The organism is Pseudomonas sp. PDM30, from assembly GCF_019218985.1.
Classification (GTDB): domain Bacteria; phylum Pseudomonadota; class Gammaproteobacteria; order Pseudomonadales; family Pseudomonadaceae; genus Aquipseudomonas; species Aquipseudomonas jessenii.
In genome coordinates, this window is record NZ_JAHUWM010000004.1 from 599,425 (window position 1) to 625,715 (window position 26,291).

Annotated in this window: 22 protein-coding genes; 3 read left to right on the top strand and 19 right to left on the bottom strand. The window is 61.5% G+C overall.

The genetic code is table 11. The features are described 5' to 3' along the window. Positions 1 to 63: 63 nt before the first annotated feature. The 4 genes from KW840_RS13255 to KW840_RS13270 are packed head-to-tail and all read right to left on the bottom strand — an operon-like array spanning position 64 to position 1,674. Positions 64 to 372, bottom strand: coding sequence for a type II toxin-antitoxin system RelE/ParE family toxin (locus tag KW840_RS13255; protein WP_218495465.1), 309 nt, complete (start codon positions 370 to 372; stop codon positions 64 to 66). Continuing rightward, complete coding sequence (locus tag KW840_RS13260) at positions 369 to 821, bottom strand: type II toxin-antitoxin system Phd/YefM family antitoxin (protein WP_256353276.1); 453 nt, start codon at positions 819 to 821, stop codon at positions 369 to 371. Before KW840_RS13260 ends, KW840_RS13255 begins: the two co-directional genes overlap by 4 nt. Then, positions 787 to 1,077 (bottom strand): hypothetical protein, encoded by a 291-nt coding sequence (locus KW840_RS13265; RefSeq protein ID WP_371318456.1) that lies wholly within the window; start codon positions 1,075 to 1,077, stop codon positions 787 to 789. Before KW840_RS13265 ends, KW840_RS13260 begins: the two co-directional genes overlap by 35 nt. A gap of 36 nt (positions 1,078 to 1,113) precedes the next feature. Beyond that, positions 1,114 to 1,674: a YbhB/YbcL family Raf kinase inhibitor-like protein gene (locus KW840_RS13270; RefSeq protein ID WP_218495467.1), complete on the bottom strand. Its 561-nt coding sequence runs from the start codon at positions 1,672 to 1,674 to the stop codon at positions 1,114 to 1,116. Positions 1,675 to 1,813: 139 nt separating this feature from the next. Between KW840_RS13270 and KW840_RS13275 the strand changes: the two genes are divergently transcribed. Then, positions 1,814 to 3,343 (top strand): FAD-dependent oxidoreductase, encoded by a 1,530-nt coding sequence (locus KW840_RS13275; protein ID WP_218495469.1) that lies wholly within the window; start codon positions 1,814 to 1,816, stop codon positions 3,341 to 3,343. A gap of 71 nt (positions 3,344 to 3,414) precedes the next feature. On the opposite strand, the gene KW840_RS13280 is transcribed toward KW840_RS13275, so the two are convergent. From KW840_RS13280 to KW840_RS13330, 11 genes are all read right to left on the bottom strand, one after another. Continuing rightward, positions 3,415 to 4,920 (bottom strand): YdgA family protein, encoded by a 1,506-nt coding sequence (locus KW840_RS13280; protein ID WP_218495471.1) that lies wholly within the window; start codon positions 4,918 to 4,920, stop codon positions 3,415 to 3,417. Between the two features lie 284 nt (positions 4,921 to 5,204). Beyond that, positions 5,205 to 5,840: a hypothetical protein gene (locus tag KW840_RS13285; RefSeq protein ID WP_057712526.1), complete on the bottom strand. Its 636-nt coding sequence runs from the start codon at positions 5,838 to 5,840 to the stop codon at positions 5,205 to 5,207. Positions 5,841 to 5,934: 94 nt separating this feature from the next. Further along, positions 5,935 to 7,383: an efflux transporter outer membrane subunit gene (locus tag KW840_RS13290; RefSeq protein ID WP_218495473.1), complete on the bottom strand. Its 1,449-nt coding sequence runs from the start codon at positions 7,381 to 7,383 to the stop codon at positions 5,935 to 5,937. Then, entirely contained in the window at positions 7,380 to 8,267 is an 888-nt protein-coding gene (locus KW840_RS13295) for an HlyD family secretion protein (protein ID WP_218495475.1), read from the bottom strand. Before KW840_RS13295 ends, KW840_RS13290 begins: the two co-directional genes overlap by 4 nt. After that, entirely contained in the window at positions 8,264 to 8,473 is a 210-nt protein-coding gene (locus KW840_RS13300; RefSeq protein WP_007987399.1) for a DUF1656 domain-containing protein, read from the bottom strand. Before KW840_RS13300 ends, KW840_RS13295 begins: the two co-directional genes overlap by 4 nt. Beyond that, on the bottom strand, positions 8,470 to 10,542 hold the full coding sequence (locus KW840_RS13305) for an FUSC family protein (protein WP_218495478.1): 2,073 nt from the start codon (positions 10,540 to 10,542) through the stop codon (positions 8,470 to 8,472). The genes KW840_RS13300 and KW840_RS13305 overlap by 4 nt, the downstream gene beginning before the upstream one ends. After that, positions 10,539 to 10,967, bottom strand: a complete 429-nt coding sequence (locus tag KW840_RS13310; RefSeq protein ID WP_046040691.1) for a MarR family winged helix-turn-helix transcriptional regulator — start codon at positions 10,965 to 10,967, stop codon at positions 10,539 to 10,541. The genes KW840_RS13305 and KW840_RS13310 overlap by 4 nt, the downstream gene beginning before the upstream one ends. Before the next feature lie 132 nt (positions 10,968 to 11,099). Then, positions 11,100 to 11,381, bottom strand: a complete 282-nt coding sequence (locus KW840_RS13315; protein ID WP_057399135.1) for a type II toxin-antitoxin system RelE/ParE family toxin — start codon at positions 11,379 to 11,381, stop codon at positions 11,100 to 11,102. Beyond that, complete coding sequence (locus KW840_RS13320; RefSeq protein WP_079246689.1) at positions 11,371 to 11,616, bottom strand: type II toxin-antitoxin system Phd/YefM family antitoxin; 246 nt, start codon at positions 11,614 to 11,616, stop codon at positions 11,371 to 11,373. Before KW840_RS13320 ends, KW840_RS13315 begins: the two co-directional genes overlap by 11 nt. Positions 11,617 to 11,698: 82 nt before the next feature. Then, positions 11,699 to 11,944 carry a DUF2789 domain-containing protein gene (locus KW840_RS13325; protein WP_015092958.1) on the bottom strand — a complete coding sequence of 82 codons (246 nt, stop codon included), beginning with the start codon at positions 11,942 to 11,944 and terminating at the stop codon, positions 11,699 to 11,701. A 130-nt stretch (positions 11,945 to 12,074) separates the two neighbouring features. Then, on the bottom strand, positions 12,075 to 12,536 hold the full coding sequence (locus tag KW840_RS13330) for an aminoacyl-tRNA deacylase (RefSeq protein WP_007975646.1): 462 nt from the start codon (positions 12,534 to 12,536) through the stop codon (positions 12,075 to 12,077). Positions 12,537 to 12,735: 199 nt separating this feature from the next. Here KW840_RS13330 and KW840_RS13335 point away from each other — a divergent pair, with 199 nt between their 5' ends. After that, a complete protein-coding gene (locus KW840_RS13335; RefSeq protein ID WP_218495481.1) occupies positions 12,736 to 13,269 on the top strand; it encodes an NfeD family protein in 534 nt (177 codons plus the stop codon). A gap of 2 nt (positions 13,270 to 13,271) precedes the next feature. Then, complete coding sequence (locus KW840_RS13340) at positions 13,272 to 14,030, top strand: slipin family protein (protein ID WP_057399130.1); 759 nt, start codon at positions 13,272 to 13,274, stop codon at positions 14,028 to 14,030. Between the two features lie 12 nt (positions 14,031 to 14,042). On the opposite strand, the gene cysC is transcribed toward KW840_RS13340, so the two are convergent. The 4 genes from cysC to KW840_RS13360 all read right to left on the bottom strand — a co-directional run bounded on the left by cysC (position 14,043) and on the right by KW840_RS13360 (position 26,215). Beyond that, positions 14,043 to 14,648, bottom strand: a complete 606-nt coding sequence (gene cysC, locus KW840_RS13345; protein WP_057712532.1) for an adenylyl-sulfate kinase — start codon at positions 14,646 to 14,648, stop codon at positions 14,043 to 14,045. Further along, a complete protein-coding gene (locus KW840_RS13350; protein ID WP_218495483.1) occupies positions 14,632 to 16,146 on the bottom strand; it encodes a TolC family protein in 1,515 nt (504 codons plus the stop codon). Before KW840_RS13350 ends, cysC begins: the two co-directional genes overlap by 17 nt. Before the next feature lie 44 nt (positions 16,147 to 16,190). After that, complete coding sequence (locus tag KW840_RS13355) at positions 16,191 to 25,241, bottom strand: Ig-like domain-containing protein (RefSeq protein ID WP_371318457.1); 9,051 nt, start codon at positions 25,239 to 25,241, stop codon at positions 16,191 to 16,193. Positions 25,242 to 25,378: 137 nt separating this feature from the next. Beyond that, positions 25,379 to 26,215, bottom strand: coding sequence for a sulfotransferase (locus KW840_RS13360; protein ID WP_371318458.1), 837 nt, complete (start codon positions 26,213 to 26,215; stop codon positions 25,379 to 25,381). Between the last annotated feature and the right edge of the window lie 76 nt (positions 26,216 to 26,291).

A 26,291-nucleotide genomic window follows, 5' to 3' on the forward strand; every position in this document is an offset into this window, starting at 1 on the left:
TACAAGAAAGCCTCGGGCCTTATGGGTCTGGGGCTTTTTTGTGGGTGATTGCAAGCTTCGCGCCTAATGATCAATGCTGTTTTTTTCAAACAGCCGGCCAATGTCTCTCGCGCTATGCAGCACGCGTTCGACCTTGATTTCGTCGTCCGCCAAACAGTAGAAGATCAGATATCGGCCATGGGGAAGCATTCGCAATCCCTTGGCGCAATCGTCTCTTGAAACACCCAGATTCGATTGTTCGATTAATCGCGCGCACTGCATGCGTAGCTCGCCCACAAACGTCCGGGCCCGTTCAGGATTGTCCCGGGCGATAAAACGAGCGACTTGCAGCAGATCGTCCCGTGCCGATGCAGAGAAAAGCACTTGCCTCATGGACGGTGTTGCTCTGCTTCTACCTCATCAATCAGCGCATCAAGCTCGGCAAACATTGTATCGGCAGCGACGGCCGGACGCGGATCGTTGCGGCTCGCCGCAATGGCTTCACGAAGTTCGGCAGCGTGCAGCCGATCCAGCAGCTGTTGATAGGCCGCGTGCGGTAAAAGATAGGCGGCTGGACGGTTGTGGTTGAGCACGGCAACAGGCTCGGAACCGGCTTGCTCGATTACAGTACTCGGGCTGCGCTTGAGCTCGGTGATGCTGACCGAACGACTTGCAAGTAGCTGCTCCATGGCGGCTCCAAAGGTACGTAAAAAAGTACCTGATAGTGTGCCATTTTCAGCATGGGGGTCTACGAGTCTCCGACCGGTGCTGTCCTGGCCCACAAAAAAACCGCCGAAGCGGTTTTTTTCATTCTGTAGTCCAGTCGAATTCGTCGTACTCATCATCGTCCTCGTCGCCCTCGAAAAACTCCTCTTCAAGGTCGTCGTCTTCAACAACATCCTCTTCCGGCTGATTCAGCAGAAAATCCTTGCGACTCTCGGTAATCGCTCGCCGCAGTTCTTCACCCTTTTGCGGGCAGTTGAGCATTTGGGCGATGCGGTCGATTTTTTTTGCCACGGCATCCTCCAACGCATCGGCTATAGCACTGATAGTGCGCGTTTTCGGGGGTGGATGCCAAATCCCCGGAATGCCGCGCACTTCAGTTTTCTGCAAATCCGCTGGGGCAATCAGCCTTTAGCGGTGATAGCGCCGCACCACGCTGCTGTTTTTCAGGACGTGGCCTTTGATTTTGTCCAGCAGTTGCGCGCGGGTCAGGCCGGCGGGCAAGGCGTCCGGGGGCAGATCCAGAGCGTAGATCTGGATGATGTAGTGGTGCGCGCTGTCGCCAACGGGCGGGCAAGGGCCGACATAGCCGGTGGTTGCCTTGCTGTTGGTACCGGCGACGCCCTCGAGGCCGGGTTTGCTCCCGGCGCCGGCCGGGATCTGGTGGGTGCCGGCCTTGATGCCGTAATGCACCCACTGATCGATGCCCTGGCCCTGCTGGCCGTCAGGGTCGTGCATGACGATGGCGTAGCTTTGGGTGGCTGCCGGGCCGGCGTTCCAGTTCAATGCCGGGGAAATGTTATGCCCGCCACAGCCCGCGGAGTCGCTGGCGGCGGCCGACGTGAACAGGCGGTCATCGGAGACTCCAGGAATGTTCAGGGTGAAACGTTCCTGGGCCTGCGCCGGGAACTGCACGCACAGGGCGACTGCCAAGGCCGCAAGCCAAGGGTTCATTGAGGTCAATCGGGGCATACCGGAGCACCTTGTACGTGTTGGGCCGTCGTCGGCGTGCAAACTATAGCCGGACCGTTCACGCCGTGGCAGGGGCAATTGGCTGAACCTCGCGATAAGTACCAGACTCATAAGTGAAACGTCTGTCTGGAGAGCAATCATGACTCTGCATCGCGTTGCGCGTGTCGCCAATGTGCCCGAAGACCGGGGTCTGGAAGTGCAGGTCCAGGACAGCAAGATTCTGCTGTTGCGGGCCGGCGAACAACTGCGCGCGTATCAGGCCGAATGCCCGCATGCCGGAGCCCCGCTGGCGGACGGCGCGATATGCCACGGGCGCCTGACGTGTCCATGGCACAAGGCGCAGTTTCGGGTCGAGGATGGCGGGCTGTGCGAACCCCCAGCCCTGGACAGCCTCAAGCGCTATCCCCTTGAAGTCCGTGACGGCGACATCTGGGTCGGCGACCAGCCGATGCCGGACGCCCACGCGCCACCGGCCGACGATCCACGAACCTTCATCATTGTCGGCGCCGGCGCGGCAGGCACGGCGGCGGCAGCATGTTTACGCGAGAAAGGTTTCGGCGGCCGGTTACTGTTGATCGACCGCGAAGCCGATGCCGGATACGACCGCACGGCGCTAAGCAAATACGTGATCGCCGGGGAGATGCCGCTGAACGAAGTCCCGCCGCTGCGCGACGAGGATTTTTACCGCGAGCAGCGGATCGAACGCCTGCGAGGCGAAGTGGCAAGCCTGGACGCGCCAAACCGGACGCTGCGGCTGACTGACGGCCAATCACTGACATACGACGCCGCGCTGCTGGCCACCGGCGGCGTGCCCAACCCGCTGACGCTGCCCGGCGCCGACCTGCCGCAAGTGTTCGTCCTGCGCTCCAAAGCCCATGCGCAGCAGATTCTGGACAGCGCCAGCGCCGGCCAGCGGGTGGTGATCATCGGCGACAGCTTCATTGCCATGGAATCCGCCTCGTCCCTGCGCCAGCTTGGCCTGCACGTGACCGTACTGGCCCGCCATGAGGTGCCGCTTGCCAAACAGTTCGGCGACACGGTCGGCAAGGCCATTCGCGCAAGACATGAAGCCCATGGCGTCGTGTTTCATACCCAGGGCAATGCAGTACAGATCGAAGGGACGGACAAGGTCGAAGCCGTGCGCCTGGACAACGACCAACGCCTGGCGGCCGATCTGGTGCTGGTCGGCATCGGCGTGACGCCAGCCACGGCGGCCTTTACCGGGTTACCGAAGGAGCAGGATCACTCGCTGCATGTCGATGGCGCAATGCGCGTGGCCGACGGTCTCTGGGCGGCTGGCGATATCGCAACGTTCCCGCTGAACAACCAATACCTGCGCATTGAACACTGGCGACTGGCCCAACAGCAGGCGCGGATCGCCGCGGCCAATATGCTGGGCGGTGACGAGCATTACCTCGACGTGCCGTTTTTCTGGACCTGGCATTTTGGTAAAACCTATGACTACCTCGGCCACTCCGAGGCCTGGGACGAAGTCGAGTTCAAGGGCGACCCTTACAACCCGCCGTTCATAGGCCTGTTCGGAAAAAACGGCGTGGTGTCGGCGGCGGTAGCCTGCGAGATGGACCGGGCAATGGCGATGCTCGCCGAGCGGATGAAACAACCGCTGCCATGGGAAGAGGCATGGCGCCTGATCCGTGACGTTCCCTAGAAATGCCAGACAGCAAAACGCCCGGCGCCTGCGCGATGCAGAGGCCGGGCGTTGCAGGGTAAACGGCGCCGTTATTCGGTGGCGCCAGCATCCGCAAACTTGCTCATCACAAAACCGGCAAACTCTTCGACGGTCATTTTCTGGCCGTTGAAGTCCACTTGATTGTTGGCGTAACGCAGGTTGGTGACGATGTTATTGCCGTCCAGTTTTGCCAGTTGGCTGCCGACCGCCATGCTGCTGAACATGTCCGCGGTGGCGGTGGCCTGATCGGCAATCAGCTTGGCGTCGGTCTGACCGTCGATTTGCGATTGCACGGTGAGCACATCGACCAGCATGGGTTTGGACACTTGCAGCTTGAAGTCCAGCAGCGCGATCAGCTGTTTGACCAACTGATCGGTCGGCAGATCGATAGCTTGTGGCTTGGTCAGGTCGAGCACCATGTTGGCGCGGCTCTCACCGTTGGCGGTGTTGAACGACAGGTTTTCCAGGGCCACTTGTGGTCCGGCCGCCAGCAGTTTTTCCAGGCTGGACTTGAGCAGCGCCTCTTCGGCTTCGGTCAGTTTCAGCTCCGGTGCCGGCAGACCGGCCGCCGTTGCTTCGGCCACAGCCCTTTCATACGGCTGCAGTTTGCTCTGGTAAATCTGCATCAACGACAGGGTCGCCGGAATGTCGAGGTTCTTCAGGCTCATGGCCAGCGAACCGGAACCAATGGTCTTGCCGTTCAGGGACACTTCGCCAACCTTGTAATCGGCACGCCCTGAGGCGTTGCTGCCCTTTTCTTCAGTCAGGTTTTTCATCTCGAATTTCTTGAAGTCCAGCACCGACTGCTTGACGCCAAAAGTCGATTTGCCGCTGGCCAGTTCAACGACGTTTTCGCCGGTGTAGAAACCGTAGGTACTTTTTGTCAGGTTGCTGGCCAGGGTCAGGCCATTGAATTCAACCTGCACCGGCGTCTGGTCTTCGGACACGGTGGTCACCTTCAGGCTGTCCATGTAGCCGTTGGCCTTGACCTTCTGCGCCTTGGCGCTGGCGTCGACGTCCATTTTCAAGCCGGAGAACTTCATGCTCGACTTGTCATCCAGTGCCATTTCCAGCGGCTGCAACTCGAAGGTGCCATTGGTAGCGTTGTCATAGCCGATATTGACCACGCCGGTCAGCGGGGACTTGTCCTTGGCGGCGGCAAACCACTTCTCGGTGAACGGGGTCTTTTCCAGCTCGTAGTGACTGGTCGCCAGGACCGGCAGCCACTTGAGCGACATCAGGCGCGAGAATGGCAACGGGCCGTGTTCGATGTGATCGACAAACAGCAACTCGACCGGCGCTTCGCCGAACATTTCGCCTTCGCCCTTGAGGCGATAGTGCGCGGTGCTGCTGAATACATGACGCTCCAGCGACACCAGCTCCAGCGACGCCGTGCCGTTGGAACCAACCATCGCCGCCTGCAGTTCCTTGTTGGCATCGGCAATCGAGGTGTTCAGCACACCTTCGATCCTGGTGCTGGTGAACCAGGCCCCGCCTGCGCTGATGGCACCGATTGCGACAACAATTCCCAGTAGCACGCCTGCTGATTTATTCATGTATGACCCGTTCAGTGTCCGTTGTTGAAAGTGAGGTCGTCTTCCCTGAACCCATGACGGGTTGCGGCTCGACTGTGCTGAAAGTGGAATGGAGATTAGCACCAGGGGCGACGAACGGCCCAATGATTAAAGGTGAAAGAGTGTCTTGGGGTTGTTCACAGGGTTGGGGATTATTTGTGCCTATGCAATCGCCTTCGCGAGCAAGCCCGCTCCCACATGAGAATGCATTCCAATGTGGGAGCGGGTTTGCTCGCGAAGGCGTAGGTACAGCCAATATCGATATCTCAGGAATACTGGACTTCAATCTCATCCAGCTGATGATCAAAGCTTTTGAGCCGCGCAGTCCAGGTGTACACCAGCACTTCGAAGTCACGGTTGATCACCGCCCCGCCCGTCACTTCCGCGCGCGGGTCGCAGACGTCCAGTTGATAGCGTTCGCGGGCCATGGCCGTGGCGACATCGGCCAGTTCGCGGGCATTGCTGAGCCAGTGCCGGCCGTCGTCAGCTACCTGCCGGTCCAGCGCCAGGCACTGTTTTTTCAGGCTCTCGAGGCTTTTTTCCAGCGGCGTGCCGGTCAATTCGCCCATGACTTCCTGAAAGGTGCGCCCCGGTTGCCAGTAACTGCCCCAGAAATAGCGGTCGAACACCGTTTCGACACGACGCAACGCCACCTTGGTGTCCCAGATCAGGACCAGGGTCTTGCCCTGTTCGAGTTGTCTTTTCTTGATGCGTTGATTCTGGACCGAGGCCCAGGCCACCACCGCAATGGACATCACGGCAATCAGCGCGGCGGCACTGTCGAGGAACGCCATGGCCTTGTCGATCTGGTGGGCCAGCATGATGCCGTAGAAATAGGTGGCCGACAGCAGCACCAACGCCACGATGGCGCACCAGAAGCCGAGAGCATAAGGGTTTTTCATTATTGGTTTCCCCCTGACCTGCGCGAGCCTTGTGCGAAGAAAGAGCGCTTTTGCACCGGGCGCCCCTCCAACACTTCAAAGCATAGCAACGGCCTCAGGGTTTGCCGGAGTTCGACGCTTGCGTTCGTCCGCTTTCCCAACCGCCGCCCAAGGCGAGGAACAAATCGATCTGGCTGGCGGCAACCTGGGTGTTAGCGGCCGCCAGCTGCGCCGTGACGTCGATGTAGGTGCGAGTGGCTTGCAGGTCGGCCAGGAACGAGGCGCGGCCGGCCTGGAAGAAGCGGTGGGTCTGGTCGGCCGCCAGTTTTGCCGATTGCTCGGCATCGGCCAGTGCATCGCGGCGTTGCAGCAATGCCGTGTACTGGGCAAGACCGGTCTGGGTCTCGCGAATGGCATTGAGCACCACCCCGTCGAAATGCGCCAGTGTCGCCTGGGTCACCGCTTCGGCTTCGCGGATGCGCGCCCGGGCGCCGTTGGTCGGCACGTTCCAGGTCAGCGACGGACCGAAGCCCCAGCGATTGGTAGACGGGTCGCCGAGATCGTCTAGGATACCGACGGTACCGATGGTCGCGCCGATGCTGATGTTCGGGTACAGCTCGCCCGTGGCGACGCCGATACCGGCCGTCGCGGCCGCCAGCCGACGCTCGGCCTGCCGTACATCGGGACGACGCTTGAGCAACGCGGCGCCATCGCCCACCGGTACCAGTTGCGCGATTTTTGGCAGCTCGTCGCAGGTGGCGGTGCCGGCCGGCAGTTGGTCCACCGGCTTGGCCAGCAACATCGACAAGCGGTACAGCCCGGCCTGGCGCGACGCTTCATAGCGCGGCATGTCGGCGCGCAGGGATTTGAATTGGGTCTGCGAGCGGGTGACCTGGGTTTCGTCGCCACGCCCGGCATCGCGCAAGCGCTGGATCAGCGTGGTGCTCTGGGCTTGCAGGTCGAGGGAATGCTGGGCGATTTCCCGCTCTTCATTGGCTGCACACACCTGGGTGTAGGCGCGAACCACGTCGGCCACCACGGTGATGCGTGCAGTATCGGCAGCTGCCTGTGTCGCATCGGCATTGGCCTTGGCCGCTTCGATACCGCGTTGCAAGGTGCCGAACAGGTCGAACTGGTACGACGCGCTGATGCCGATATCGCCGATGTTGGCCACCGGCACTTTTTCCGGCAGCAGGAATGCCTGGCCAGACTCCTGCAAGCGCTGGGCGCCCATCTGCACGCCGCCGCTCCAGCCGCCCGCCGCTTCGGCCTCATCAACCTGTGCACGAGACCGCGACAGGCTGGCCGCCGCCACACGCAAATCGGTGTTGGAGGCCATGGCCTGCTGCACCAACTGGTCGAGTCGCGGGTCCTTGTACAGGCGCCACCAATCGGCCGGCACCGGCGCGGACACCACCGTTTTACCGTCGACCGCCAGATCGCCCTGGAAGTCTGGACGATGGACAGCCGCCTCTTCGGGCAGATGATAATCCGGCCCGACCACCTGACACGCCGACAGCAGCAAACCTAATCCGGCGACCGCCAAACCCGAGGCCTTGCTCATTGCGCCGGCTCCCGTTGCTGATCGTCGATGATCGATACCGTGGCGGTGCGCCCGGCGATCATGCGGAAATCATCCGGCACGTCATCGAAGGCGATCCGCACCGGAATTCGCTGGGCCAGCCGCACCCAGCTGAAGGCCGGGTTGACGTTGGGCAGCAGGTTATTGCCGCTGGTGCGGTCGCGGTCTTCGATACCGGCGACGATGCTCTCCACATGCCCGCGCAGGCGTGCATTGTCGCCGATCACCCGGATGTCGACGCTCTGGCCGATATGAATGCCGTTCAGTTTGGTTTCTTCGAAATAGCCGTCGATGTGGAACGAGTTGCTGTCGACCACCGACAACACGGGCCGCCCGGCGCTGACGAACTCCTGGGGCCGTGGCGCGCGGTCGTTGACGTAGCCGTCCACCGGGCTGCGGATCACCGAGCGGTCGAGGTTGAGCTGCGCGCTGTCCACCGCCACTTGGGCTTCCATCAACGCCACTTGGGCGCGAGCCACTTTCGACTGGCTTTCTTCCAGTTGCTCACCCGGCACCAGGTTGCCAAGACCCTTGTTCCGCTTCGCCTCGCGCTGGGCCTGGGCCAGGGTTTCTTCACGGTCGGCGACGGCCGCTTTCGCCTGGCGCAGGGCCAGCTTGAAGCGGTCCGGATCGATGCTGAACAGCACCTGGCCGCGCTTGACCAACTGGTTGTCGCGCACCTCCACTTGCTGGATCAGCCCGGAGACATCCGGCGCGATTTGCACGATGTCGGCGCGGATGTGCCCATCGCGGGTCCAGGGCGCGAACATGTAATACATCACCATGCGCCAGACCACGACCACGGCGAAGCTCACGATCAGCAGGGTCAACACCACGCGACCCAGGGTTAGAAACGGTTTTTTCATGTCATCAGGTATCGACTGAGTGAGTCCACGGCGCCAAGCAGCAAGGCGTAGAGGGCCACGTTGAACAATGCCCGGTGCCAGACCAGACGGTAAAAGTGCAGGCGCGTCAGCACCCCGTGCACCAACAGGTACAACACATACGTAATGCCCATCAGCACCAGCAGCGTGGGCAGGAATACCCCGCTCAGATCCAGGTCACCGATCATAAGGGCGCTCCATCAATGCCATGGGGAAGCGGTTCTTCGGGCTCGGCGGAACCGACGAATTCGACGCCGGGCAACAGTGCCAGACGCAGGCCGCTCAGGGCGTGCAGCAGATGCCGACGGGTTTCATCATCGCCGGCACCGCTGAGGGCGCGACGCGTGCGGTCGAGGGTCATCAGCAACGGGCTCGGTGCCTGCAAGCGCTCACCGGCCTTGAGACAGGCCTTGAAGTACTCGCCAACCTCGGCCACCACCTGGCGCAGCAGCACCTGCGGCACACCAAGGACCCGCGGCGTATAAGCGAGCAGGTCCAACAGATTCAGCGCCACCCGCACTTCCCGCAGCGCCACGCCGGAGTCCTGGCCGGTCATGGCCAGGCGCGGCAGATGCTGCATCAGCCGATCGAGCATCCGTATGCCCAGAAGCCGATGCTCAGACAACGTGGCCGGCTCGGAGAGGCCGACAATGTCACGCCAGCTGAAACGGGTCAGGCGCTTGGCTGCCAGTTCGGCACCGAACGGCCGGGCGATCAGGGTCCAGATGAACGCGAACAGCAACCCCATGGGGCCGGCCAGGTTGGAGTTGGCGAAACTGAGGAAGTCCGCGTCGTAAGCGCCCTGAATGCTGATGAAGGACGAGGTGTTGACCAGAGTCAGCAGCATGCCCAGGTAAAACTGCGGCTTGACCGTCAGGGTGCCGACACAAATGAACGGCACGGCAAACGCCAGTACCAGCATCGGAAAGTCATGCAGGTTGGGCAGCACCAGAAACAGATAAAGGCTGGCGAACACCACCGACATCGCCGTCCAGAAAAAGAACCGGTAAATCTGCGGCGCGGGGTCGTCCATCGAGGCAAAGAAACTACACGCCACCGCCGCCAGGATCACTGCGCTGCCGCCATCGGTCCAGCCGAGCAGAATCCACAGCACCGAAGCGACGATAATCGCGGTGACGGTGGAAGCAGCGGAATAAAAAATCAGGCCGCGATCCAGAAACGGGGACAGCCGCCCCAGTCGCCAATGCCGATACACCGCGCGCCAGTTGTCCTGGCTTTCGCACTGGATGGCGTATTGCAGGCTGCGGCAGTCCTGCCACAAATCGATCCACTCGCCGAGACGGTAAATCGCGTTGGAGAACAGCAGTTGCTTGCGGTCATCCAGCGCTTCGGGAGCCGGTTGCAGGGCCTCGAGTTTATCCTTCAGTGCCTGCCAGCGGGCGAGGTCGGCATCCTTGTGCTCGAGCCACTCGGTGGTGGCCGTCAGCAATGGCGCGAACTTGTCCACAAGCTCGGGGGTGCGCCGTTCCAGGGCGTAAAGCGCATCGTCGAGGGCATCGATCACTGGCAGCAGGTGAATCATCCGTCCGCGCAATTCCTTGGTGTTGCGCACCGTCTGCGGACGCGAGCCTTCGTGGGGCAACTGGCCGATCATCAACTCCAGGGAGTTGAAGGTAGCGACCATCGATGCCCGCAACGCGCTGACCTCTTCAGGCTGCACGTTGCGGCTGAGGAAGCGCAGGCTGTAGGTCGATGCATCGGTAAACCATTTGCTCACCGAATCATTGAACACCGGCGCCAGGCGCCGGGGCCAGAACATGGCGCCCACTACCGCCGCCACGGCGATGCCCAGAAAGATTTCTTCGGTCCGCGCTTCGGCCACGTCCCACACCCCCAGCGGGTTGTTCACCACCGGCAGGGCGATCAGCGGCAAGGTGTAACCGGCGAGCATCAAGGCGTAGTTGTTGGCCGTGCGCAAATGCAGGGACAGAAACAGCAGCGTCCCGGTCCACAGCGCAATCACCACCACCAGCACGTAGGGGCTCTGCACGAACATCGGCACGAACAAAACCGCAGCAGCAGCGCCGATAAAAGTGCCGACCGCCCGGTACAGCGCCTTGGAACTGGTAGGACCGAGAAACGGACTGGAAACGATGTACACCGTAGCCATCGCCCAATACGGACGCGGCATTTGCATGAGCAGGGCGATGTACAGCGCGATCATCGATGCGGCGAAGGTGCGGACTCCGTAGAACCAGTCCCGCGCCGGGGGCATGCCAGAGAAAAATCCGCTCAAGAGTTGGCCACCGATGGCGGCGTGGCCGCTTCAAATGCTCTCAGTACCCGCAGCGTAGCTTCCAGATCACTCTGGTCAATGCCTTCAAGGACTTCGTGGCGCAAGCGCACCAGTTCCACTTCGACCGCCTGCACCAGCTCCCGACCGGTTTCGGTCAGGCTCAGGCATTTGGCGCGGCGGTCCTGTGCATCTTCGGTGCGGCAGACGTAGCCGCCATGGCACAACTGATCGAGCAGGCGCACCAGCGACGGGCTCTCCATCCCTGCTGCCTGGGCCACCGTCACCTGGCGCACACCCTCGCCCAGCCGCCCGATCATCAACAACGGAACGGCGCAGGCTTCGGAGATTCCATAGTTGGCCAGCGTGGTCTGGCAGATTTTGCGCCAATGCCTGGCGGCCACCACCATGGCGCTGCTGATGTTCATCTGGAGAATGGCAAGGTTATTCGGCACGAGGGAAAATACACACTGTTAGTTTGCTAACTATCAATATCGCATTGGAGGGGATTTTCCGTCAAGTTTTGAAACAATTGCGTAACAGCGACCTGCCGAGAACCATCAACGTTTCCTGGCACGCTCGTACACTTCACTTCGTTCCCGCTTTCCTACTGCAACGACAGAAACGACAACGCGCTCATCTATCACCTCGTAGACGAGTCGGTAGCCAGATGACTTCAATTTGATTTTGTAGCAGTCGGGCATGCCATGGAGTGAGTCAGACGGGATTCGAGGCATTTCGAGCCGTTCGGCCAACTTCTTTTTGAATTGCTCACGCAGCGTATGCCCCAGCTTGTCCCACTCTTTGCGTGCAGATGGCAGAAATTCGAGCTTATAGGTCATCCAGCGTTACCGGAATTGGCGTTTCATGACGACGAGAACGCACGATTTCCGCCAACTCCAAATCGTCGAGACGCTCCACCATGGCCTCGAAAACATCTGCCGGGACCATGTAGCCCATGACACGATTGTGATTGAGCACTGCGACGGGCCCTCCATGGGCGCCATTCAAAACGGCAGAAGGGTTTTTCTTTAGTTCAGACACGCTGACAGCCATATCAGCCAAAACACTTTGCATAATTAAGACCTCAAATAAGGTCTTAATTCTGGTCAATTATTGTGGTCAGAGCAACCTCGGCGGACCGCCGCCTATCAGTTATTTACACCCCCCGCCCCTTCCTCAACATCACATCCAGTTGATCCACCACCTCGGCCCAATCCGCGTCATCGAGAATCTCCTCCCGCAGAAGTTCCGCCTGGCTCGGACTCCAGAAAAACGCATCCGCAAGGTGCAGCTCCGGTTTGAGCGGTGAATGGGTGGCGATGAATTTATCGATGCTTTCGGCGTCGTCCGGCAGGCCGAGTTGTTTGAACAGGGATGGAAGGTTGTGGGTCGGGCTTTCCATGTCGAACTCCTGGGGACCAATTCAAGGACCGCTGCGCGGTCATCACGAGCAAGCTCGCTCCCACAGATTTATCGCAGTTCCTGTGGGAGCGGGCTTGCCCGCGATGACGTCAGCATTGACGAAACAAAACTCAATGACTCAATTCCCGCACCTCGGCATGCGGCACCATTTTCAGAAACTCGGGCATGTCCATGCGCACCAGGTTGACGTGGTTTCCGGCCTCCAGATAGATGTCTTTTTGCCGGGTCAGCAGCGGATCGATGACCACCTCCAACCCATAGGACTCACCCAGCGCCGGTACGGCACCGCGTTCGCAATCATCGAACAGGTGCGCGAGGTTGCTTTCGCGGGAAACCTGCCACTCACCGCTGCTGCGGACTTTGCTCAGGTCAAGGTGGCGGCTGGCGGGCAACACGGCCATCAGGTAATGCCCATGGTGATCGTCGAGGATCACCGATTTGGCCACCCGTTCGGCAGGAATACCTGCGACCCGCGCCGTTTCAAGGCTGCTGGCCGAGTGTGGGTGGCTGACGATGTCATATTCGCATTGAGCCTTTTCCAGGCTTCGCTGCACGGTTCTTGCCATACGCATGATGCACCTCGGTGTCCGCCATGATCGCTTGCGGACGATGATTAAAGCTTGGCTTGCGTAGTAAAAGTCTAGGCCCGTCAGCGCGTTCCGGTGGGAAATCCGCTCATCGGCTGCCGACGGTAATTGAGCAAAATTCATACCGGCCGAGGCTCAACTAAACTGTATTCAGAGCCACTCCACGACTCTCCCGGAGGGTCAAGTGAACACCCGTTGCTGTGCAGTTGCGTTGCTGTTGGCGTTGAGCGGATCAGTCTGCGCCGCCGACACGGTTGTGGTGCTGATGCCCAACCCCGTCGGGATCTGGTTAATCACCTTCGGCATTGCGTTCCTGATCGCCGAGGCGGCCCTGCCCAATTACGGTGTGATCGGCCTGGGCGGCATCGTGATGTTCGTGATCGGCGCGGTGATCCTGTCCAATACCGAAGTGCCCGTGCCGTTGATGATCGGCCTGGGACTGGTCAGCGCGCTGTTGCTGATCTACCTGGTGATTCACGCCATGAAGACACGACCGCGCGACATCGTCAGCGGTGATGCCGGGCTGCTCGGCAGCGTGACGGCGGTGACGTCATTGCAGACCGGTAACGCCTATGGCGGCTGGATTCATCTGCAAGGAGAACGATGGCAAGTGCTTAGCGCGACGCCGCTGCAACCCGGGCAGCGGGTGCGGGTGGTGGGGCGCAAGGGTTTGCTGCTGCAAGTAGCCGCGGCTGACGCGGCACCGGGCGGAGAATAGTCATGGGTTTGCAATTGGGTCTTGTCGCGCTGCTATTGTTGATCATCGCACTGGCAGGGGCGACGTTCCGCATCCTGCGCGAATACGAGCGCGGCGTGGTGTTCCAGCTCGGGCGCTTCTGGCAGGTCAAGGGCCCTGGCCTGATCCTGCTGATTCCGGTGGTTCAGCAAATGGTAAGGGTCGATTTGCGCACCGTGGTGCTGGACGTGCCGCCGCAAGACGTGATTACCCGCGACAACGTGTCGGTCAAGGTCAACGCAGTGCTGTATTTCCGCGTGCTCGATCCGCAAAAGGCGATCATCCAGGTCGAAGACTTTCTGATGGCCACCAGCCAATTGGCGCAAACCACGCTGCGGGCGGTGCTGGGTAAACACGAACTGGACGAACTGCTGGCCGAACGCGAACGCTTGAACCTGGACATCCAGCAAGTGCTCGACGCCCAGACCGACGCCTGGGGCATCAAAGTCGCCAACGTCGAGATCAAGCACGTGGACCTCAACGAATCGATGATCCGCGCCATCGCCAAGCAGGCCGAAGCCGAACGGGAACGGCGAGCCAAGGTGATCCACGCCGAAGGCGAATTGCAGGCCTCGGAAAAACTCATGCAAGCCGCCGAAATGCTGGGCCGCCAACCGGGGGCCATGCAGCTGCGTTACATGCAGACCCTGAGTTCGATTGCCGGCGACAAGAGCTCGACCATCGTCTTTCCACTGCCGATCGAGTTGCTCAAGGGCATGGCGGACTTGTCGTCGAAACCTTGAACACCGACCGGTTCAAGGCCGGGGCAGCACCGCGGATTCACCGAGCCAGGTCAACAGTCGATCAAGACAGGCCTCCACAGACTGTATCCCGGTGTCGAGCACCAGCGCCGCATCGACCGGTGCCTGATACGGTGCGGACACCCCGGTAAACCCTGTCAATTCGCCGCGTCGGGCGCGGGCATAGTGACCTTTTGGATCACGTTGCTCGCACACCGCCAGGGTCGCACTGCACCAGACTTCGCGATAATCGTCACCGAGCCGCCGGGCGAACACATCGCGCAACTCCACCAGGGGCGCGATCATCGCCAGGATCACGATTTGTCCGTTCTCCACCAGCAACGATGCCAGTTCGCTGGCGCGACGGATGTTCTCCTGACGATCGCTGTCGCTGAAGCCCAGATCTCGATTGAGCCCCACCCGCAGCCCGTCACCATCGAGCACCACGCTCTGCAGTCCGCGGGCAAACAACTCGGCGTGCAGCGCTTGCGCAAGGGTCGACTTGCCCGCCGCCGGCAGGCCGGTCAGCAGGATAGCCGCGCCGCGATGACCGTTGCGCCGCTCCCGCTGAGCTCGGCTGATGCTGGCGGTCGGGGCCTTCACATCAACGTGCTGGGGCATGGGTCACCGGCACCGTAATATCACCTGCCGCCCAGGCTGCTTCACGATTGGCCAGGGCCGTGGCGATGGACTGGACCTGTGTCGATTGCACCTGATCCGGCAACGGATCGAGGCCGGCGCTGGCGAAAATTTGCCCGTAGGCATTGCGCAGGTCGGCGTAGGACAGGTCGCGACGCAGATCGGCCTGCAAGGTATTGAGTTCGCCCTGGATCAGATCCAGTTCACCGATGCCATCCGCCTGGTGGCGGTTGCGCAACTGACCGACGATTTGCCCGTCGATGTCCGACAATTGCTGGTTGGTCTTGAACTGGCGCAAGGCTTCGCGGTAGTTGGCATTGGCCACATACAACTGCGCCAGCACCGCAATCGACATCGCCTGACGGCGCGCAGTGGCGACTTCCTCACCGGCCTTGGCCACGTCGATCGCCGCAGGCGCCGAGATCACATTGAACAGGTTCCAGGTGACCTTGACGCCGTAATCGGCCCAGCCCTGCTCCACCAGGAACGAGTTGCTGTCGTAATGTCCGCCAGCGGAGAACTCCAGGCCCGGCAGCAGGCGCAACATGGCTTTGCGGGTCTCGGCAGCGCTGATGCGGGTCTGATAATCCTGTTCGCGCAGTTCCGGTCGGCTGGTCAGGGCTTCCTGTTCAAGACTGGCCAGATCGACCTTGAGTTCGGGAATCTCATAACCGTTATCGGTCGCCAGGGTCAGCTCCGTGCCCATCGGCAGGTTGATCAGAGTCGCCAGTTCGGTCTTCGCCAGTGACAACGCACGGCGTTGCTCTTCCAGTTGGCGGGTCGCTTCGATCAGCGAGCGTTGATAACCGAGGGCTTGCACCGGATCGCCAATGCGTTGCTGGCTCATGCTCTGGCTGTCGTTGCGCGCGGTTTCCACCCGTGCCATCAGGCTGTCGATCTGCGTGAGCAGGCGTTCGGCGGCCATCGCCCGCCAATACGCCGAGCGTACGTCCTGGACGATGGTGTTGATCACCTTGCGTCGGCGCTCCTGAACGATCAGGCGCTGGTCGCCCTGCTGCTTTGCACTGATGTAACTGACACCAAAATCGAGCACGTTCCAGACCATCGTCAGGTCCGCTACATCACGGTCGCGGTCCTGGGAGGTCGAAGGCTCCAGGGACTGCGTGCCGGTCCGCACGCTCTGGCTACTGGAGGCATTGACGTTGTTGCGGCCCACGTATCCGGCGTCCAGCGCCATGCGCGGCAGCATGTCGAAACTGGCGAGGTCGAGCTGACGCTTGGCCAGGGCCTCCTCCATGATTTTCAACCGGCCTTCGAGGTTGTACTTCACCGCACGGGCCATGGCCTGGTGCAGGGTCAATGGACCGCCAAGAGGCTCCTGCCCCTTGTACATGCTTTGCAGGTCACTTTTGGCCCGCTGCTCACTGACACTGCGTTCGATCGGCTCACTGGTCACGGCGCATCCGCTGATCGCCAGTGCCAGCAGGCTGGCTCCAAACAACTTATGACTTCTTTTCATCCTTGCATCGCCCCTGGGTGCCGCATCACAAGTGGAGGTTTTCATCAGGCCTGCATTTCGCTGATGCCGGCCAGTTTCAAAGCGGCGGCCAGGTTATCGACCTGCTGCTGCTCGTTGTCTTTGAGCTGTTGCAATTGCTGGCCCAGGGTCGGTGCGCCAAACACCCCGCGCAGGCCCTGGGAAACATCGCCGGACTTGATCGACTGACTGCCAAAGGCGTTCAACGAATCGCGTTCGCTACTGCTGTCCTGATTGAACAGGCTCGATAGCGTGCTGGTGCTGAACACACCGCCATCGCCGCCGCCGAAACCGAGGAAACCATGCCCCGAGCCATCGCCTCCGCTGTCATTGCTGCTGAAAACCTGTGCGATGAAACTCGGGGCCAATGCACCGTGGTTCATGAAAATATCGCCCAACGGCCGGATACCGTTGCCGATCACCCGTTGTTCGAACAACGGCTGGAAGGTCAATGGTGAGCTGAGGTTGCCCGTCGGAGGCGTGAAAATGGTCGGTTGCAGCGGCACGTTGGGCACATCGGTCAGCGTCACCGGGGGGTTGCTGCGCAAATCCGGGTCTGCCGACACGAAAACGACCGAGGAAGTTGGCACCGTGTTGATGACAAAATTGTCGGAATAGCTCACGCCGCTGCCACTGTTGCCGGCCATGTCGCTGATACCGGCATAGTCGATGCTGATCACGTTGCTGGCGATATTGACGTTGGCGGTCGGTGTCAGGGTCGCGGTCCAGGTCTTGCCGCCATCGCTGCTGCTCAGGTCGGACAAGGTGCCGTTGGCAATACTGATGTCGGACAAATCAAAACCACTGACCGCTTCGTTGAAGGTGATGGTCACCTGCGAAGTCTGACCCACGCCCAGGTTCGGATTGGCGACCACGACGGTGGCGCTCGGCAGTTCGCTGTCGAGGGTGTAATTGTTCGACACCGCTACCGTGTTGCCAGTGTTACCCACCAGATCTGTGACGTTGCGGGTGTCCAGGGCGATGAAGTTGCTTGGGTCGGTGACATTGGCCGTCGGCGTGAACGTCGCCGTCCAGGTCTTGCCGCCATCGCTGCTGGCGAGATTGCTCAGGTCGCCGTTGGTCACGCTCAGATCGGACAGGTCGAAGTGGCTGACGGCTTCGCTGAAGGTGAAGGTCACCGTAGTGGTCTGGCCGATACCGAGGTTCGGGTTGGCAACCACGATGTTCACCGTTGGCCGGGTCGCATCAAGCGCGTAATTGTTGGAGATGGCGATACTTGCGCCGAAGTTGCCGGCAACGTCCTGCACGCGACCGGTGTCGAGCACGATCAGGTTGGTTGTGTCGTTGACATTGGCGGTCGGCGTCAGGGTCGCGGTCCAGGTCACGCCGCCATCGCTGCTGCTCAGGTTCGACAACACACCATTGGCAACGCTGATGTCCGACACATCGAAACCGCTCACCGCTTCGCTGAAGGTGATGGTCACGGTGGTGGTTTCGCCGATGCCGAGTTGCGTGTCGGCAACCACGATGGTCGCGGTCGGCAGCGCGGTGTCGATGGCAAAATTGTTCGAGTCGGTAGTGCCCGTCCCCGCGTTGCCCGATGCATTGGCCACGCCGCTATTGTCGAGCGTGATCAGGTTGCCGGCGTCGGTAACGTTCGAGGTTGGCGTAAAGGCCGCTGTCCAGGTAATGCCGCCATCGCTGCTGCTGACGTTGCTCAATGTACCGTTGGCGATGGTCAGGTCGGCGTTGCTGAAACCGGTCACCGCCTCGCTGAACGTGATGGTCACCAGGGTCGTTTCGCCAGCCTTGAGCGCCGTGTCGGCGATCACGATGCTGGCGGTCGGCACACTGGTTTGCACCAGGTAATTCGCCGAGTTGGTCACCCCGCTTCCGGCGTTGCCAGCTGCATCGGTGACACCGGTGTTGTCCAGGGTGATCAGGTTGGTGGTGTCGGTGATGCTGGCGGTCGGCGTGAAAGTCGCCGTCCAGGTGACGCCGCCGTCGCTGCTGCTCAACCCGTTCAGAGTGCCGTTGGCGACGCTCAGATCGGAACTGTCCAGACCACTGACCGCTTCGCTGAAGGTGATGGTCACCAGAGTCGTTTCGCCGGGACGCAAGTCGGTGTCGGCCATGACAATGGTCGCGGTCGGGCGTTGGCTGTCGATCGCGTAGTTGTTCGAGTCCGTGGCCCCGATGCCGGCATTGCCTGCCGCATCCTGAACACCGCTGTTATCGAGTTGGATGAGGTTGCCGGTGTCGGCGATACCCGCCAACGGTGTCAGAATGGCCGTCCAGGTGATCCCGCCGTCGCTGCTGCTCACCGCACTCAAGGTGCCATTATCGATGGTCAGGTCGGCGTTGGTGAAACCCGTCACCACCTCGGAGAAAGTGATGGTCACCAGCGAGGTTTCGCCGACGCTCAGGGCCGTGTCGGCGACCACGATGGTGGCGGTCGGACGCTCGGTGTCGATGGCGTAGTTGTTGGAATCGGTGGTACCGCTGCCCGCATTGCCGGAGGCGTTCTGCACGCCGCTGTTGTCCAGAGTGATCAGGTTGGAGCTGTCAGCGATGTTGGCGGTCGGCGTGAAGGTTGCCGTCCAGGTGACGCCGCCATCGCTGCTGCTCACCGCGCTCAGGGTACCGTTGGCAATGCTCAGGTCGGCGTTGCTGAAACCGCTCACGGCCTCGCTGAAGGTGATGGTCACCAGCGAGGTTTCGCCGACGCTCAAGGCAGTGTCGGCGACCACGATGGTGGCGGTCGGCAACACGGTGTCGATGGTGAAATTCGCGGAATTGGTCGTACCCGCACCGGCGTTGCCTGCCAGGTCCGCGACGCCGGAGTTGTCCAGGGTGATCAGGTTGGTCGTGTCGTTGACCGCGACGGTCGGCGTGAACGTCGCCGTCCAGGTGATGCCGCCGTCGCTGCTGCTCACCGCACTCAACGTGCCGTTGGGAACGGACAGGTCAGCGTTGCTGAAACCGCTCACAGCCTCGGAGAAGGTGATGGTTACCAGCGAGGTTTCACCGGCGCTCAGCGTCGGGTCGGATAGCACAATGGTTGCGGTCGGGCGCTGGGTATCGATCGAAAAGTTGTTCGAATCGGTGGTGCCGCTGCCGGCGTTGCCCGCCAGGTCAACAACCCCAGTATTGTCCAGGGTCACCAGATTCGTCGTGTCAGTGATGCTGGCGCTCGGCGTGAAGGTCGCTGTCCAGGTGATACCACCGTCGCTGCTGCTCAAGCCGCTCAAAGTGCCGTTTTCCACGGTCAGGTCGGCGGTAGTGAGCCCCGTCACCGCTTCATTGAACGTGATCGTCACCAACGAGGTTTCACCGATGGCCAGCGTGTCGTCGGCCACGACGATGGTCGCCGTCGGGCGCTCGGTGTCGATGGCATAGTTGTTGGAATCGGTGGTGCCGCTGCCCGCATTGCCGGAGGCGTTCTGCACGCCGCTGTTGTCCAGAGTGATCAGGTTGGAGCTGTCAGCGATGTTGGCGGTCGGCGTGAAGGTTGCCGTCCAGGTGACGCCGCCATCGCTGCTGCTCACCGCGCTCAGGATACCGTTGGCAATGCTCAGGTCGGCGTTGCTGAAACCGCTCACGGCCTCGCTGAAGGTGATGGTCACCAGCGAGGTTTCGCCGACGCTCAAGGCAGTGTCGGCGACCACGATGGTGGCAGTCGGCAACACGGTGTCGATGGTGAAATTCGCGGAATTGGTCATACCCGCACCGGCGTTGCCTGCCAGGTCCGCGACGCCGGAGTTGTCCAGGGTGATCAGGTTGCTCGTGTCGTTGACCGCGACGGTCGGCGTGAACGTCGCCGTCCAGGTGATGCCGCCGTCGCTGCTGCTCACCGCACTCAACGTGCCGTTGGGAACGGACAGGTCAGCGTTGCTGAAACCGCTCACAGCCTCGGAGAAGGTGATGGTTACCAGCGAGGTTTCACCGGCGCTCAGCGTCGGGTCGGACAGCACAATGGTTGCGGTCGGGCGCTGGCTGTCGATCGAAAAGTTGTTCGAATCGGTGGTGCCGCTGCCGGCGTTGCCCGCCCCGTCGACCACACCGCTGTTGTCCAGGGTGATCAGATTGGTGGCGTCGGTGATGTCAGCCGTCGGAGTAAATGTCGCGGTGTAAATGATGTTATCGCTGGTGCTGAGATTGCTCAGAGTACCGTTGCTCACCGTCAGATCGGCCGTGGTAAAGCCGGTGACCGCCTCGGAGAACGTGATGGTCACCACCGATGTCTGCCCCACCGCCAGCGCCGAGTCCGCGACCACAATGGTGGCTGTCGGGCGCACGGTGTCGATCGCGTAGTTGTTGGAATCGGTGGTGCCGCTACCGGCGTTGCCCGAGCCGTTTTGCACACCGCTGTTATCCAGGGTGATGACGTTACTGGTGTCGGAGATGGCATTGGTCGGCGTAAAGGTTGCGGTCCAGGTGATGCCACCATCACCGCTGGTCACGGAGCTCAAGGTGCCGTTGGCGATGGTCAGGTCGGCGTTGGTGAAACCCGTCACCGCCTCGGAGAAGGTGATGGTCACCAGCGAGGTTTCACCGACGCTCAACGCACCATCGGCCACGACGATAGTGGCCGTCGGCAGCACCGTATCGATGGTGTAGTTACCGGAGTTGGTAGTGCCGCTGCCGGTGTTGCCCGCCAGATCGCTGACTCCGGTGTTGTTCAGGGTGATCACGTTGCTCGAGTCATTCACGCCGACGGTTGGGGTGAAGGTCGCGGTCCAGGTGATGCCACCGTCGCTGCTATTCACCGAGGTCAAGGTGCCGTTGGCGATGCTCAGGTCAGCGTTGGTGAAACCCGTCACTGCCTCTGAGAAGGTAATGGTCACCAGCGAGGTTTCGCCGGCACTCAGGGTGGCGTCGGCCAGGACAATGGTCGCAGTGGGTCGGACCGTGTCGATAGCGTAGTTGTTGGAATCGGTGGTGCCGCTGCCGGCGTTCCCCCTCAGATCAGCCACGCCGGTGTTGTCCAGGGTGATCAGGTTGGTCGTGTCGTTGATACTCGCCGAAGGCGTGAAGGTTGCCGTCCAGGTGATGCCGCCGTCGCTGCTGCTCACCGCTGTGAGCGTACCGTTGGCGATGGTCAGGTCGGCATTGGTGAAACCACTCACCGCTTCGCTGAAGGTGATCGTCACCAGCGAGGTTTCGCCGATTCTCAGTGCCGTGTCCGCAACCACAATGGTGGCGGTCGGGCGCACGGTGTCGATGGCGTAGTTGTTGGAGTCGGTCGTGCCGATGCCCACGTTACCGCTGGCGACAGCCTGCACACCGGTGTTGTCCAGCGTGATCAGGTTGGTCGTGTCGGTGATGCTGGCAGTCGGGGTGAATGTCGCGGTCCAGGTGATGCCGCCGTCGCTGCTGCTCACCGCTGTGAGTGTACCGTTGGCGATGGTCAGGTCGGCGTTGGAGAACCCACTGACGGCTTCGCTGAAAGTAATGGTCACCAGCGACGTTTCACCGATTTTCAACGCATTGTCGGCGACCACGATGGTCGCCGTCGGCAGCACCGTATCGATGGTGTAGTTGCCGGAGTTGGTGGTGCCGCTGCCGGTGTTGCCCGCCAGATCACTCACTCCGGTGTTGTTCAGGGTGATCACGTTGCTCGAGTCATTCACGCCAACGGTAGGGGTGAAGGTCGCCGTCCAGGTGATGCCACCGTCGCTGCTGCTGACGGATGTCAAGGTGCCGTTGGCAATCGTCAGGTCGGCGTTGGTGAAACCGCTCACCGCCTCGGAGAAGGTGATGGTCACCAGCGAGGTTTCGCCCGCGGTCAGCGTTGTATCGGCCAGCACAATCGTGGCAGTCGGACGAACAGTATCGATGGCGTAGTTGTTCGAATCGGTGGTGCCACTGCCGGTGTTGCCCGCCAGATCGCTGACCCCGGTGTTGTTCAGGGTGATCAGGTTGGTCGTGTCGTTGATGCTCGCGGAGGGCGTGAAGGTCGCCGTCCAGGTGATGCCGCCGTCGCTGCTGCTCACCGCAGTGAGCGTACCGTTGGCGATGGTCAGGTCGGCGTTGGTGAACCCGCTCACCGCCTCGCTGAAGGTGATCGTCACCAGCGAGGTTTCACCGATTCTCAGCGCCGTATCCGCGACCACGATGCTGGCCGTCGGGCGCACGGTGTCGATCGCGTAGTTGTTGGAGTCGGTGGTGCCGCTGCCGGCGTTGCCCGACAGATCGCTGACCCCGGTATTGTCCAGAGTGATCAGGTTGGTCGTGTCGGTGATGCTGGCGGACGGGGTGAAGGTCGCCGTCCAGGTGATACCGCCATCACTGCTGCTCACCGCAGTGAGCGTACCGTTGGCGATGGTCAGATCGGCGTTGGTGAACCCGCTCACCGCCTCGCTGAAGGTGATGGTCACCAGCGAGGTTTCGCCGATTCTCAGCGCCGTGTCCGCCACCACGATGGTCGCGGTCGGACGAAGCGTATCTATCGCATAGTTGTTCGAATCAGTGGTGCCGCTACCGGCGTTGCCCGCCAGATCGCTGACCCCGGTGTTGTTCAGGGTGATCAGGTTGGTCGTGTCATTGACGCTGGCGGTCGGGGTAAAGGTCGCCGTCCAGGTGATGCCGCCATCGCTGCTGCTCACCGCCGTGAGCGTACCGTTGGCAATCGTCAGGTCGGCGTTGGTGAACCCGCTGACCGCTTCGCTGAAGGTAATGGTCACCAGCGAGGTTTCACCGATTTTCAGCGCCGTGTCCGTAACGACGATGGTGGCCGTCGGGCGCACAGTGTCGATCGCGTAGTTGTTCGAGTCGGTGGTGCCGCTCCCGGCATTGCCCGCCAGGTCGCTGACCCCGGTGTTGTCCAGGGTGATCAGGTTGGTCGTGTCGGTGATGCTGGCGGTTGGGGTGAAGGTCCCCGTCCAGGTGATGCCGCCATCGCTGCTGCTCACCGCCGTGAGCGTACCGTTGGCGATGGTCAGGTCGGCGTTGGTAAAACCGGTCACGGCCTGATCGAAGGTGATGGTCACCAGCGAAGTTTCGCCGACTCTCAGCGCATTGTCTGCCACTACGATGGTCGCGGTCGGGCGTACGGTGTCGACCGTGTAGTTATTGGAGTTGGTGGTGCCGACGCCGGCGGTGCCCAGACCGTTTATCACCCCGGTGTTGTCCAGGGTAATGACGTTGGTCGTATCGGAAATACTGGCGGACGGCGTGAACGTAGCCGTCCAGGTGATGCCGCCATCGCTGCTGCTTACCGCACTCAAGGTGCCGTTGGCGATGGTCAGGTCCGCATTGGTGAAACCGGTCACGGCCTCGGAAAAAGTGATCGTCACCAAGGACGTTTCGCCGATGCTCAGTGTGGTGTCAGCAACCACGATGGTCGCGGTCGGTGGTGGCGCATACGCGGTGTTGAGTACACCCCCATCGTTGTAGATGGTCGCGAAGGAGGTCGGCGAGGTGCCGGTTGTACCTCCGCCCTGCGCGGTACCGCCTGCACCACTGGCCGCGGCATTACCGGCCAGGGCGGCGAAGTTGGCGGCCGTCATCAGCAGCGTGCCTTTGTTCCAGATCGCACCGACGCCCCGGCCGCCCAGGCCGCCATTGCTGGCATTGCTGCCTTGGCCACCGCCACCGCCACCGCCGCCACCGGCGCCGATGTTGTTGCTGATGGTCGACGTGCCGATGACGGTGATGGTGCCGCTGCTGGCGTTGTAGATCCCGCCCACCGCGTTGCCGCCGGCGCCACCCACCTTGTCCCAACCGGCCCCGCCGCCGCCGCCGCCAATGGATATCGTGCCATTGGTGGCCGTCGCACCGTTACCGCCGTTGCTGTAATAGGAAACGCCCAGCCCGCCAGCACCGCCAGTGGAGGTACCGCCACGACCGCCCATGTGGGTGGCGTCATAACCGCCGCCGTAACCACCGACGCCACCGCTGCCCGCCTGGCCGCCCAACGTGCCGGTGCCTGGCCCTGCCGAACCGCCATGCCCACCGCCCTGTCCGCCCAGACCGCCGCCGCCACCGCCGCCGCCGCCGTAAAAAGCGCCCGTGACACCGCCGCCGCCACCGCCACCGGAAGCCCCGTTGGAGGTCACGGTAACGTTGTTCAGGGTCAGAATCCCGGCGTTGAAAATACCTCCGGCCATCGCGCCCGTGGCACCGTAGCCACCGTTGCCGCCATTGCCCGACACCAGGCCACGGGTGATCACCAGGCCATCGAGCGTGACGATACTGCCTGAGCTCACTTCAATCACTCGGGTCCTGTACTGACCATCGAGAATCACATCCGCCGCACCGTCGTTGTTCAAGTCGCCATCAACGGTGACGTTCTTGTTGATCAGCAATTCGGAGGTCAACTGCACCGTCATGCCACTGCTGAAGGTGACGATATCGCCGTTCTGCGCCGAGGCGAGGGCGGCACGCAACGAGCCGACGCCCGTATTGGCGTTGTTGGTGGCGGTCCAGGTGGCCAGACCCCACTGATAGTCGCTCATGGCTGTGGTCGAGAGCACGTTGGCGCTTTCGATGTTGCCGGTGGCGATTTCCAGATCCCAGTCGCCGCCCACGCCGGTACGGTTGCTCGAAGCCGCTACATCGCGGCCGGTCATTTGCGCCAGCGAGTCGACAAAGCTCAGGCCACGCTCGCCTTCGGCGGTGTAGCAGCCGTAGATCAGGATGTCACCGCCAGCGTTGATGTCCTTGCCGATTTCCGCCAGCACCGCGCTGCGAGCGGCGACGTTGTCAGCCGACAGATAGCTGTCGCCCAGCCACAGGTCGCCAGCGTTGCCGTGGGCGATGATCTGCACCGAGCTGATGCCCTGATGCTGATCGAGGTAGTCGGCAATTTGTTGCAGTCCATCCTTGCCCGTGTCCAGCTTCACGATCTGGGTCCCGGGGGCGACGCCCCGGAGCAGGCTGTCGGCATCTTTCACCCGAGAGTCGACGAACACCACGCTCTGCCCTGGCACCGCAACCGGGCTGACAGCCGGCGCGGCATCGGTCTGGCCGTGGGTGTCCTTGCTGATCGTCGGGTGATCGGCAGTCGGTGTCTTGGCGGCATCGGCTGTGGAATGGCTATCGGCCTGGGCCGCGGTATCGGCCACCGTGGCGGCGACGGCGCCGTCGAACAGCATGCGTGGTTCAAGGGACATGATCATGGGCGCCGCTGGCGTCCGTTGACCTTCGGTTGCCCGTGACGTTGCCTTTACCCCGCCAAAAATGGTCCACCACATGCTGCTCACCCGGATTCGAACGAATATACGTAAGGCATCAATGAAAAACGCCGCGATCAAATGTTCGCGGCGTCGGACTTCATACGAATGACATTGGCGGCGCTGGCAGAGCCATCGAGCCAAAAGGACAAGTCTGAGTATTGCTTGAACAGATCCGGCGGCAGGATGGTGCGTCGTGCCTGCACGGCGACCTTGGGTCTGACCTTGTGCAGGCCGGCCACCCCGAGGGCTTGATCGAATTCCGGGGCGTCGTACGCCAGGTGTTCGAAGTCGTGCTCGAACCAGGGTTCGTCGATAAAGTCGTAGACCAGCCGCAGCACCCGCTCCGGAGCCTGGGTCAGCAAGTCATAGTCGATGATCAGCAAGGAGTCGGCATGCTCGCCGTAATAGGCTTCCTTGAGCGCCGCCCAGGCAAAACCCACCAGGCGATTGCGCTGGGCCAGGGTTTCGCAACGGCTGTAGACGGTGTTGCGCTCGACGGCATCGCCGAAGAGTTTGGTGTTTTCATAGGGATTGGCGCGGTACAGACGCTCGATGCTGTCCATGACCCAGGCGACGTTGCGCACGCAGGCAATGACCTTGGCCTTGGGAAACAGATCGCTGATGGCCGGCAGGCGCGAACTCCACAACCGATTGGTGTCGAACACCACCGATTTGTCGGCCTTGTCGGCGTAAAAGGAATCAAACAGGCCGCGCAACAGGCGACGGCGCATATCGGTGTCGATAACGGCACCAAACTCGCTGCCGGCGCTGCACTGCTCCAGAACACCGGAAAACAGGGAACCGACGGGGCTGGTCATTCCGGCATGGAAACGCGGATTCTGCAACAGGATTGCAGAAAGCAGGGTCGACCCCGAGCGCGGCAAACCGGAAATGAAATGAAAATGGTGCAAGTCCATTCACCGTATTTGATAGTCCTTTTGTAGGACAAAGCGTAGTCGATCGATAAAACTTCGACTAGTGGTCTTT

Excerpts from the sequence above, each read along its gene's own strand:
- KW840_RS13255 (WP_218495465.1), bottom strand. The coding sequence starts at position 372 with ATGAGGCAAGTGCTTTTCTCTGCATCGGCACGGGACGATCTGCTGCAA.
- KW840_RS13270 (WP_218495467.1), bottom strand. The coding sequence starts at position 1,674 with ATGCCCCGATTGACCTCAATGAACCCTTGGCTTGCGGCCTTGGCAGTC.
- KW840_RS13340 (WP_057399130.1), top strand. The coding sequence starts at position 13,272 with ATGGGTTTGCAATTGGGTCTTGTCGCGCTGCTATTGTTGATCATCGCA.
- KW840_RS13275 (WP_218495469.1), top strand. The coding sequence starts at position 1,814 with ATGACTCTGCATCGCGTTGCGCGTGTCGCCAATGTGCCCGAAGACCGG.
- KW840_RS13280 (WP_218495471.1), bottom strand. The coding sequence starts at position 4,920 with ATGAATAAATCAGCAGGCGTGCTACTGGGAATTGTTGTCGCAATCGGT.
- KW840_RS13300 (WP_007987399.1), bottom strand. The coding sequence starts at position 8,473 with ATGATCGGTGACCTGGATCTGAGCGGGGTATTCCTGCCCACGCTGCTG.
- cysC (WP_057712532.1), bottom strand. The coding sequence starts at position 14,648 with ATGCCCCAGCACGTTGATGTGAAGGCCCCGACCGCCAGCATCAGCCGA.
- KW840_RS13355 (WP_371318457.1), bottom strand. The coding sequence starts at position 25,241 with ATGTCCCTTGAACCACGCATGCTGTTCGACGGCGCCGTCGCCGCCACG.
- KW840_RS13330 (WP_007975646.1), bottom strand. The coding sequence starts at position 12,536 with ATGCGTATGGCAAGAACCGTGCAGCGAAGCCTGGAAAAGGCTCAATGC.
- KW840_RS13260 (WP_256353276.1), bottom strand. The coding sequence starts at position 821 with ATGAGTACGACGAATTCGACTGGACTACAGAATGAAAAAAACCGCTTC.
- KW840_RS13315 (WP_057399135.1), bottom strand. The coding sequence starts at position 11,381 with ATGACCTATAAGCTCGAATTTCTGCCATCTGCACGCAAAGAGTGGGAC.
- KW840_RS13310 (WP_046040691.1), bottom strand. The coding sequence starts at position 10,967 with ATGAACATCAGCAGCGCCATGGTGGTGGCCGCCAGGCATTGGCGCAAA.
- KW840_RS13320 (WP_079246689.1), bottom strand. The coding sequence starts at position 11,616 with ATGCAAAGTGTTTTGGCTGATATGGCTGTCAGCGTGTCTGAACTAAAG.
- KW840_RS13295 (WP_218495475.1), bottom strand. The coding sequence starts at position 8,267 with ATGAAAAAACCGTTTCTAACCCTGGGTCGCGTGGTGTTGACCCTGCTG.
- KW840_RS13285 (WP_057712526.1), bottom strand. The coding sequence starts at position 5,840 with ATGAAAAACCCTTATGCTCTCGGCTTCTGGTGCGCCATCGTGGCGTTG.
- KW840_RS13325 (WP_015092958.1), bottom strand. The coding sequence starts at position 11,944 with ATGGAAAGCCCGACCCACAACCTTCCATCCCTGTTCAAACAACTCGGC.
- KW840_RS13350 (WP_218495483.1), bottom strand. The coding sequence starts at position 16,146 with ATGAAAAGAAGTCATAAGTTGTTTGGAGCCAGCCTGCTGGCACTGGCG.
- KW840_RS13290 (WP_218495473.1), bottom strand. The coding sequence starts at position 7,383 with ATGAGCAAGGCCTCGGGTTTGGCGGTCGCCGGATTAGGTTTGCTGCTG.